This window comes from Streptomyces sp. NPDC127068, assembly GCF_042724695.1.
In the GTDB taxonomy this organism is placed as follows: Bacteria; Actinomycetota; Actinomycetes; order Streptomycetales; family Streptomycetaceae; genus Streptomyces.
In genome coordinates this window covers 18239-27931 of record NZ_JBHXEN010000080.1, presented here as the reverse complement: position 1 = coordinate 27931, position 9693 = coordinate 18239, and the positions used below count along the sequence as shown (strand labels likewise).

Below are 9693 nucleotides of genomic sequence, written 5' to 3'. Positions count from 1 at the left end.
ACGGGTCCACCACCACCTGCTCCAGCAACCGCACCCACCGCGCCAACACACCCTCGACCGTCGAACGGTCGAAGATGTCGGTCGAGTACTCGACGTGGATCTCGACGCCCATCGGGCCCCGCGTCGGATCGTGGTGCTCGCTGAGGGAGAACAGCAGGTCGAAGCGGGAGGTTCCGGAGCCGACGACGTCCGCCTGTACCTGAAGACCGGGAAGCTGGAAGTCCTCGGTCGGCGCGTTCTGGAGGACCAGCGCGACCTGGAACAGCGGGTGGTGGGCCGCGGTGCGGTGCGGGTTCAGCAGCTCCACCAGGCGCTCGAAGGGCACGTCCTGGTGCTCGTACGCGGCGAGACTGGATGCCCGTACGCGTCCGAGCAGTTCCTCGAACGCCGGATCGCCCGAGGCGTCCGTACGTAGGACGAACATGTTGACGAAGAATCCGATCAGATCGTCCAACGCCTCGTCGGTGCGGCCGGCGACACCGCTGCCCAGCGCGATGTCCGTACCCGCGCCCAAGCGGGTCAGCAGCGCCGCCATGCCGGCCTGCAGCACCATGAAGACGGTCGTGTTGGAACCGCGGGCGAGCTCCACCAGCCGCCGGTGCAGCTCCGCGTCCAGCTCGTACCGCAGTTGGGCGCCCGCGTAGGAAGCCAGTTCGGGTCGAGGGCGGTCGGCGGGGAAGGTCACCTCGGCGGGCAGACCCGCGAGCCGATCGACCCAGTAGGCGACCTGCTGGGAAAAGACGCTGTCCGGGTCGGACTCGTCGCCGAGCAGTTCGCGCTGCCAGAGGGTGTAGTCGACGTACTGGACCGGCAGCTCGGGCCACTGGGGGGAGCGCCGCTCGACTCGGGCGGTGTACGCCTCCAGCACGTCGCGGGCCAGCGGGCCCATCGACCAGCCGTCGCCGGCGATGTGGTGCATGAGCAGCATCAAGACGCACTTGTCGGGCCGAAGCCGGAACAACCAGGCCCTGATGGGCACATCGGAGGAGAGGTCGAAGGTGTGACGCGCGAGCGCCTTCAGCTCGCCGGCAAGTTCCTCCTCCCCGATCTCCCGACTCTCCCAAGCGAGTGGGAAGTCTGCGGAATCCAGCACCACCTGGCGCGGCTCGCCGTCGACCTCAGGGAAGACGGTACGCAGGGACTCATGACGCTCCATCACATCGTGGATGGACGTACGCAGCGACTCCTCGTCGACCTCGCCCGTCAGCTGCAGCGTCAGCGGCATGTTGTACGTGGCCGACGGACCTTCGAGCTTGTGCAGGAACCAGAGCCGGCGCTGCGCATAGGACAACGGGATCACGATGTGCTTCCTTCTTCCTGCCCGACGCCGGTCACGGCAGCCGGTAGTCGTCTGGCCAAGTCATCGAGGAAAAGCGATTGCGTACGCCAAAAGGGCATGCAGGCAAGCCGATCGAGCGCGGACGGCATGGATCGGAATCCGCCAGAAAATAGGCGTGCCGACGGCACCGCGGCGAGGACCTCGGGAATGGGTGCGCGTGAGTACGACGCCATCCAGGCGAAACAAAGACGCCTGAGTCAAGTGAATTTATGCAGGGAAGCGGCTGGCCGCCTGCGTCACGCGGAAGGTCGCTGGAAACTCAGGAGAGAGAGTTCAGCGATGAGCCTGCATGAATCGGGGATACGGCCCGTCTACATCTGCGTCGAACGTGCTGTTCCATCATCGCCCCCGTGCGTTTTGATGTGCCTAGCACTTAGGATCACAGCGCGATTAAATCAACCGAGCCGGAGCGCGTCAAGGCAAGTTCTACCGTCCGGCTCGCCTGCTGACGATCCGTCTGAAACTGCTTCCTCGTGGCCACTTCGCTACAGCTCAGCCGCTTTCGTTGTTCGCCTCGAAGGCTTCGCGCGGGCCGGCCGGACGGCACTGTGCCGGTGGCCGCTCGGAGTCCGCCCCCTCCCGGTCCATGGCAGGGGTGCTGGGGTCGCCCCCCGCCGAACATGCGTTTCAGCCGGGGTGATCCAGGTCATAGATCAGTACGTCGAGATCGCCTAACGTGGTCAAGTGCCTTACCTGCTGGGGCTGCTGACGATCCGTCAACCACGACCACAGTCGACCGTCAGCCCAGGGGACCGCCCTGTCGACTGCCGCGGGATGCCGCAGGGGCCGCATCCCGCTCGACCCCGAGGGACGTGCAAGGATTCATGCTGGAGAACAACGCCAGAAGCAGCGCACTCGATCTGCTGGCGATGCAGCAGCGGTTCGACATCGAATTGGCCGAAATCGACGACACCGAAGGATTCGACGCATTGTTCGGCGTCGAGACGAGTCGGCCAGTGGAGCCCTGGGAAATCCGGGAGGCCGATGACAGTACCCTGGTGAACAACTCGCGCTATTCCCCGACACCGGTCCAGACGATCCGCCAGGTGATCTCGGCGGCGAACGTCCGGTATGAGTCGATGTCGTTCGTCGACTTCGGCTCCGGAAAGGGCCGCGTCCTGCTCGTGGCAGCCGACTACCCCTTCCGCCGGATCATCGGTGTGGAGTTCTCCGCCGAGCTCTGCGAAACTGCCCGGAAGAACATCGGGCAGTACTCCGAGGTATCCGGCAGCCCGCAGACCTTCGAGGTCGTGTGCCAGGACGCCCGGGAGTTCGACATTCCCGACGATGCCGGATTCTTCTACTTCTACGAACCGTTCTCGACGGCCGTCGCCGAGCGGGTCATCGACAACATCGAGGCGTCCCTCGCCCGTGCCCCGCGGACCGCCGTGCTGTGCTTCGTGGCCTCGGCGCTCGTCTCCGTCCTGGCGGGACGCGAGTCGTGGTCGCAGCTCGGCTGCACGCTCGCCTCGCCGGACAGCGAGTACTTCGAGGCCCGGCTCTACACCAACCCACGGGACCGAAGGTGAGTCACTTCTTATGCCCAGCCTGAGCACGTTCGATCCCGGGGCGATCGACGTCCTGGACCTGACGGACCCGCGCACCCACGCCGAGTACGACCTCACCGGGGTGTGGCAGCGGCTGCGGCACGAGCAGCCGTTCCATCGGCACCGTCCGGTGGGCGGCGCCGAGGGCTTCTGGGTGGTGAGCCGGCACACCGATGTCTCGGAGCTCTACCGCGACCGGCGGCTCACCTCGGAGAAGGGGAACGTCCTCGGCGCGCTGCTGCTCGGCGGGGACTCCGCCGCGGGGATGATGGCCGCCGTGACGGACGGCCCGCGCCACGCCGACCTGCGCAAGCTCCTCCTCAAGGCGTTCTCGCCGCGGGTGCTGACCGGCGTGGTGGCGAACATCGAGGCGGCCACCCGGAAGCTGGTGCAGGAGACTGCTGAACGCGGGGAGTGCGACTTCGCCAAGGACGTCGCCGCGCACATTCCGCTCAACGCGATCTGTGACCTGATGGACGTACCCGAGGAGGACCGTCCGATGGTGCTCGAGTACACCGAGGCGGCTCTCGGCTCGGACGGGGCGGTGCAGTCCCCTGCGGTCGCCTGGCAGGCGCGCAACGACATCCTCGCCTACTTCGAAACGCTTGCTGTCGAGCGCCGCAGGAACCCCGGCACCGATGCGATCAGTGTGCTGGCGACCGGCACCTTGGAGGGCCGGCCGCTCACCATGGACGAGATCGTCGTCAACTGCTACAGCCTGATCCTCGGCGGCGACGAGACCAGCCGGCTCTCGATGACCGGGGCCGTCCGCGCCTTCATCGAGCACCCGGAGCAGTTCGCAGCGCTGCAGAGCGGCCGGGTCGAGATCTCCACCGCCGTGGAGGAGATCCTGCGCTGGACGACCCCCGCGATCCACTTCGGCCGCTCCGCCCTGGAGGACATTCCGGTCGGCGACCGCGGGCAGGTGATCAGGGCCGGCGACATCGTCACGCTGTGGAACAGCTCAGCCAACATGGACGAGACGGTCTTCGCCGAGCCCATGCGCTTCGACCTGACCCGTACGCCCAACAAGCACATCGCCTTCGGGTATGGTCCCCACTTCTGCGTCGGTGCCTACCTGGGGCGGGCCGAGATCGCCGCCATGCTCACCGCGCTGCGCGACCTGGTGGCGTCCGTGGAGCCGAACGGCGAGCCGCGGCGGGTCTACTCCAACCTGCTGGTCGGCATGAGCAGCCTGCCGGTGGCCATGACACCGCGGTGACCCGGCCGGGACCCGGCCGGGTTCGTGTCCGCGCCGGGTGCTCACGACCCGAGGTGGCGCAGCACCGCGAGCACTCGGCGGTGGTCCGTCTCGGAGACCGGCAGGTCCAGCTTGGTGAAGATGTTGGCGACGTGCTTCTCCACCGACCGCTCGCTCAACACCAGTTGACGCGCGATGGCCACGTTGGAGCGGCCCTCCGCCATGAGCCCCAGGACCTCCCGCTCGCGCGGGGTGAGCGTGTCGACCGCGCTCCGGCTGAGGCTGGCACCGACCAGCTGGGCCACCACCTCCGGGTCGAGCACGGTGCCGCCCGCCGCCACCCGGCCCAGTGCGTCGACGAAGTCCTGGGCGTCCAGGACCCGTTCCTTGAGCAGATAGCCGACTCCCGCGGAGCCGCTGCCCAGCAGCCGGGCGGCGTACCGGGCCTCCACGTACTGGGAGAAGATCAGCACCGGCAACCGGGGTGCTTCGCGGCGCAGTTCGAGGGCGGTGCGCAGCCCCTCGTCGGTGTGGGTCGGGGGCATCCGGATGTCCGAGACCACCACGTCCGGGTTGTGCTCGGCGACCGCTGCTTTGAGCCGTTCGGCGTCGTGAACGGCGGCGACGACCTCGTGGCCCTCGTCCTCCAGCAGCTGGACCAGGCCCGCCCGCAGGATGGCCATGTCCTCCGCGATCACTACTCGCATCCCACTCCTCGAAGTACTTGTCATCTTCTGGGCCACATCGAGCCGGGCAGGTCGATCGTGACGGTGGTCGGGCCGCCGGCCGGGCTGTCGACGGTCAGTTCCCCGTCCATGGTGCGGACCCGTTCGGCCAGTCCACGCAGACCGCTGCCCGCGCCGTCCGTACGGGCGCCGCCCCTCCCGTCGTCAGTGACCAGACAGCGCAGGTCGCCGCCGATGGAGAGCACGGTCACAGCGGCGCTCCCGGCGCCGCTGTGCTTGCCCGCGTTGGCCAGCAGCTCGGCCACGGCGAAGTAAAGTATGGTCTCCACCGCCGCCGGGGGCCGGTTCGCGAGATCCACCTGGACCGTGGTGAGCACCGGGGCGCGGGCCGCGAGGGTGGCCAGTGCCGCGGCCAGTCCGGAGTCCAGGGCGGGCGGGTGGATGCCGAGGACCAACTCGCGCAGCTCCTGAACGATGGCGCGGGTCTCCTGCCGCGACTCCCGCAGCACCTGCAGCGCGGCCTCCTGGTCGCCCCGGACGAGTCTGGACTCGGCCTGTCCCAGCCGCATTCCGTGGGCGATGAGCCGGGCTTGAGGGCCGTCGTGCAGGTCGCGCTCGATGCGCCGCAGGGTGGCCGCCGCCTGGTTGATGGCGTGCTCGCGGCTCTCGACGAGGTGGGCGTGTTGCAGGGCGACCGCGGAGGGCCCGAGCAGCGGCGGCAACAGCAGCCGGTCCACAGCGATCGGGAGGCGGGTCAGCCAGGGCGCGGCGAGCAGCATGAGCAGGCCGCCGGACTGCACCGCCACGTCCTGGGCCCACGGCCGGCCGCCGTACGAGCCGAGCGGCCACAGCCAGCCGGTCGGGGGCGACGTGCGGGGAAGTATCCACCACAGCAGCGGGTGGGCCAGCAGCAGGGCGCCGCAGGCCCACCAGCCGAAGCCCAGCACGAACTGGGCGGTCCCCAGCGGGACGCGCACCAGCAGCTGGAGGACGGCCCGCCAGCTCGCCGGGTCGCCCAGGTGATACGCGAGGAGGCCCAGCAGCCCGGGGCGGCGCCGCGGCCTGGCCGGCTCGGGTATCTCCAGATCCAACAGGAAGCGGGCCAGCAGTCGCTGGAGCAGGCCCAGTGCCAGCGCCAGGGTGAGGTAGACGGGCAGCATCGGGACGACCAGGATGCCCGCCGAGAACTGGACGACCAGCCCCGGCAGCAGCAGCACGGCGAGCCCGAGAACCGCCAGCGGCAGCCCCAGCAGGGAGTACGTCAACTCCCGCCAGGATCGGGCCGCCAGCGGTTCCCGGAGCAGGTGATGTCCCACGGGTTCCCCGGCCGGTCAGACGTCGCGTTTCTTGAGCGAGAGCCCGGCGGCCACGACCAGCAGCGCCGTCCAGGCGAGCATGATCAGAAACCCTTGCAGGGGGGTGTAGACCAGCGCCGGGTTCGCCCCGGTGCTCATCATCACGCTGGTGTTGAGGGGCAGCGCCCCGGAGAGGTACTTCCCGGTGTCGAGGGGCAGCACGCCGAGCACCCCGGGAAGGATGAACTGCAGGCCCAGGACCAGGCTGATGGCTCCGGCCGGGTGGCGCACCAGGGCGCCGATCGACACCGCGATGACACCGGTCAGGGCGATGTAGACGCCGAAGGCGAGCAGTGCCCGCAGAGTGGTCGCGTCCGCGAGTGAGAGCGAGGCGTGGTCGTTGGTCAGCGTGGCGCCGATGAGAACGGACGGCACGGCGATCAGTTGGGCGACCACGAACAGCGCCGCGCCGAAGACCACCGCTTTGGCGACCAGTACGGGGGTGCGCCGCGGAACGGCCAGCATCGTGGAGCGGATCATCCCGGTGGAGAACTCGGAGGCCATCAGCAGGACGCCCAGCACGCAGGCGGCCACCTGGGCCCACTGGGCGCCCGGCTGGAGGACCATCCCGATCGTGTCGTCGCGGTACTGGGCCTGGGCTCCCTCGTCCAGGCCGTGCCAGCGCGAGGTCATCACGGCCGTGACGATCAGGGTGGAGCCGAGGCTCAGCACGATCATGGCGGTCAGCGACCACCAGGTGGAACGCAGACTGGTGAGCTTGGTCCGCTCGCTGCGCAGCAGGGCCTTGAAGCCCGGCGGGCCGGCGGGGCGGGGCGGTCGGACACCGGGTCGGTCGACGGCGACAGCGGCCATGATGGTGGGAGGTTCTCCTTCGTGAGTGGTTGCTCCTGCCGGCCCCGGAGGGGCCGGCGGACTGACTGCCGGGTGGGGCCGGGCGGGCGCTGCCGCGGGCAGCGGGGCCGGGCCTTCATCAGGTGGCGGTGTACTCGGCGCTGGAGGAGGTCAGCCGCATGAACGCCTCCTCCAGCATTCCGGGCCGGGCGACCGCCGGGGTCGCCGCGTAGACCTCGGGGTCGGTGTGGCTCTCGATGAACTCGAGGGTGCTGCAGTCGGCGAGCAGCCGGCCCTTGCCGATGACCAGCAGGTGCTCGGCGGTGACCGCCATCTCGTTCATCAGGTGCGAGGAGACCAGCACCGTGCGTCCTTCGGCAGCCAGCGACTTCATCAGGTTGCGGATCCACAGGATGCCCTCGGGGTCGAGGCCGTTGACCGGCTCGTCGAGCACGAGGATGTCGGGGTCGCCCAGCAGCGCGACGGCGATGCCGAGGCGCTGGGCCATGCCCAGGGAGAAGCCGCCGGCCCGGCGCCCGGCGGCACTGCCCAGGCCAACGGTGGCGATCACCTCGTCGACCCGCTCGTCCGGCAGGTCGTGCGACTGCGCGAGCGCGCGCAGGTGGTTACGGGCTGAGCGGCCCTTGTGGAACGACTTGGCCTCCAGCATCGCGCCGACCTCGAACATGGGACGTTCGAGGTCGGCGTACGGGCGTCCGTTGATCAACGCGGTTCCCAGATCCGGGCGTTCGAGACCGAGCAGCAGTCGCATGGTGGTGGACTTGCCGGCGCCGTTCGGGCCGAGGAAACCGGTGACCTTACCGGGCACGACGCTGAAGCTCACGTCGTTCACCACGGCCCGACCGCCGTAACGACGGGTCAAGTTCCGGATCTCGATGGCCGGGGGCCGGCCGGTGTCGCTGATCGTCTCCATGCCCTCAAGTGTGCGGAACCCGCCCGTCCCCGCAGGAGCGTGCTGCCACCACTCCGGGGGTGTGGCCAGCACGGGGTTTCGTACGGGCGTGCCCGGTCAGGGCTCATGCGACGGTCCCTGGAGTGCCTCGATCGTCCGGTCGGCGTCCTCCGCGGACCACCGTCCGAGCAGCTCGACGAAGCGGTCGAGCTGCTCGGCCAGTTCGGCGGGCCCGTACAGCCCTGCGTTGCCATCGAACTCGATCCACAGGCCGGTGCCGTCCAGCCGGTCGTAGACGTTGACCGTGAGGTCCTCCACCGGACCGCTGCGCAGGTTGTGCGTGACCGATTGACAACCGGCATAGCTGAAGCTGTAGTTGAACGCCATGATGTTGACGTCCACGCCGAACTGGCGTCGGCCGTCCGGGATGGCGGGCAGCTCCCGCAGCAGGCGCTCCTGCGGATAGCGCTGATGCTCGCGGGCCAGCTCCAACTCCCCTGCGGTGTGGCGGATCACACTGGAAAGGGTGGCTTCGGGGGCGATCGCGAGCCGCAGCGGCACGGCGTTGGTGAGCATCGAGGGAACGCACCGCAGCATCGGAGTGACCCGCCCGCTCACTGGCAGGCCCATCAGCACGTCTCGTTCCCCGGTGGCCCGGTGCAGATGGACGGCGACCGCCGCGATGACGACTTCCGGCCAGGTCGCCTGCGCCCGGCGGGCCAGCGCGCGCAGCCGGTCGACCTGCTCGGCCGGCAGTTGCCGTCCGGTGCGAATGGAGTCGCGGTTGCCGGACGGCTTCCAGTCGACCGGGCTGACCGGGCCGCGCAGTCCCGCGAGCCGTTCCAGCCAGAATTCACGGTCGCGCTCGAACTCCGCGGAGGACTGGTAGCGGGCGTCGTCCTCGACGACGTCCCGTAGCGAGTGCGGCGGCAGCTGCTGCCGGGGGCGCCCGGTGACCAGTTCGGTGTACATGCCGGCGACCCGGCCCGCGATCAGCGAGAGCGCGAATCCGTCGACCGCCACATGGTGTGCCGCGCGATACCAGTAGAAGAGTTTGGGCCCCACCCGGAAAAGCACCGACGAGAAAACAGGGCCGGTTTCCGTATCGTATTCCCGGGCCAGCTCGGCGGCCATCCGCCGATGTGCTGCGCCATTCGGGTCGGCTTCTCCGGAGACGTCGACGTGACTCATCGACCAGTCCGCCGGGTCGGTAATGAACTGGCCGAGCCCGATTTCGTCGATGCCGAATCTCGCACGCAGCGCCTCGGTCTCCGAGACTATTTCCCGGACAGCTCTCTCGAAAAGTTCCGGCTGAAGGTCGCCGCGTATTTCACAGAATTCGGCTATGTTGAACGACCGGTCGCCCGGATCGAGCTGCTGGGCCACCCACACGCCGGCTTGGGCGGCGGACAGCGGTAAACGCGCACTCATCGCACATCCTTATCGAGTGTCGACGTCGACTGCCTTCACTGGTACAGGAGTTGACCAGATCAGGTGAGCCCGCCGGCAGAATCGGCGTCCGCATGCAGTTCGTCAATGAACTCAACGATACTGTTCAGGTTGCGAAAGCGTTCTCCGAAACTGACGCCGCTCGGGACGGCAATTCCATAGCGGGCTTCCACGTGGGCGGTGAGCCGTGCTAGCGTCAGCGAGTCAAGAATTCCCCACTCCAACAGCGGAGTGTCCGACTCAATCGTTCCCTGCCCCATGAGTCCTTTATCTTCGATGAACGCCTTGATATCGTCAAAAATCTCGGCATCCGTCATCATTCTCCCTTGTATCCCCCGTCTAGTTTGATAGAGAATCATCTCACCATACTAATTACGCGCGACGCATGTCAAGGGTCGCTTTTCCGCCTGC

9 protein-coding genes are annotated in these 9693 nt (G+C 68.3%); 2 read left to right on the top strand and 7 right to left on the bottom strand.

Features of this window, described 5'->3' with window-relative positions:
* Positions 1–1300: condensation domain-containing protein (locus tag ACFWIA_RS32940; RefSeq protein WP_387010930.1), on the bottom strand; the 1300-nt coding region annotated here is incomplete at its 3' end.
* 863 nt (positions 1301–2163) lie between these two features.
* Here ACFWIA_RS32940 and ACFWIA_RS32935 point away from each other — a divergent pair.
* Together ACFWIA_RS32935 and ACFWIA_RS32930 are read left to right on the top strand one after the other, a co-directional pair.
* Positions 2164–2868 (top strand): class I SAM-dependent methyltransferase, encoded by a 705-nt coding sequence (locus ACFWIA_RS32935; RefSeq protein WP_387010929.1) that lies wholly within the window; start codon positions 2164–2166, stop codon positions 2866–2868.
* 10 nt (positions 2869–2878) lie between these two features.
* A complete protein-coding gene (locus tag ACFWIA_RS32930; protein ID WP_387010928.1) occupies positions 2879–4108 on the top strand; it encodes a cytochrome P450 in 1230 nt (409 codons plus the stop codon).
* Between the two features lie 41 nt (positions 4109–4149).
* On the opposite strand, the gene ACFWIA_RS32925 is transcribed toward ACFWIA_RS32930, so the two are convergent.
* The 6 genes from ACFWIA_RS32925 to ACFWIA_RS32900 form a co-directional block, all read right to left on the bottom strand.
* Positions 4150–4794: a response regulator gene (locus ACFWIA_RS32925; protein ID WP_387010927.1), complete on the bottom strand. Its 645-nt coding sequence runs from the start codon at positions 4792–4794 to the stop codon at positions 4150–4152.
* Positions 4795–4814: 20 nt separating this feature from the next.
* Positions 4815–6089 (bottom strand): sensor domain-containing protein, encoded by a 1275-nt coding sequence (locus ACFWIA_RS32920; RefSeq protein ID WP_387010926.1) that lies wholly within the window; start codon positions 6087–6089, stop codon positions 4815–4817.
* Between the two features lie 15 nt (positions 6090–6104).
* Positions 6105–6941: an ABC transporter permease gene (locus ACFWIA_RS32915; RefSeq protein ID WP_387010925.1), complete on the bottom strand. Its 837-nt coding sequence runs from the start codon at positions 6939–6941 to the stop codon at positions 6105–6107.
* 118 nt (positions 6942–7059) lie between these two features.
* Positions 7060–7854, bottom strand: a complete 795-nt coding sequence (locus ACFWIA_RS32910; protein WP_387010924.1) for an ABC transporter ATP-binding protein — start codon at positions 7852–7854, stop codon at positions 7060–7062.
* A 96-nt stretch (positions 7855–7950) separates the two neighbouring features.
* Positions 7951–9264, bottom strand: a complete 1314-nt coding sequence (locus ACFWIA_RS32905) for a condensation domain-containing protein (RefSeq protein WP_387010923.1) — start codon at positions 9262–9264, stop codon at positions 7951–7953.
* Between the two features lie 59 nt (positions 9265–9323).
* Positions 9324–9641 carry an acyl carrier protein gene (locus tag ACFWIA_RS32900; protein ID WP_387010922.1) on the bottom strand — a complete coding sequence of 106 codons (318 nt, stop codon included), beginning with the start codon at positions 9639–9641 and terminating at the stop codon, positions 9324–9326.
* Positions 9642–9693 lie beyond the last annotated feature (52 nt).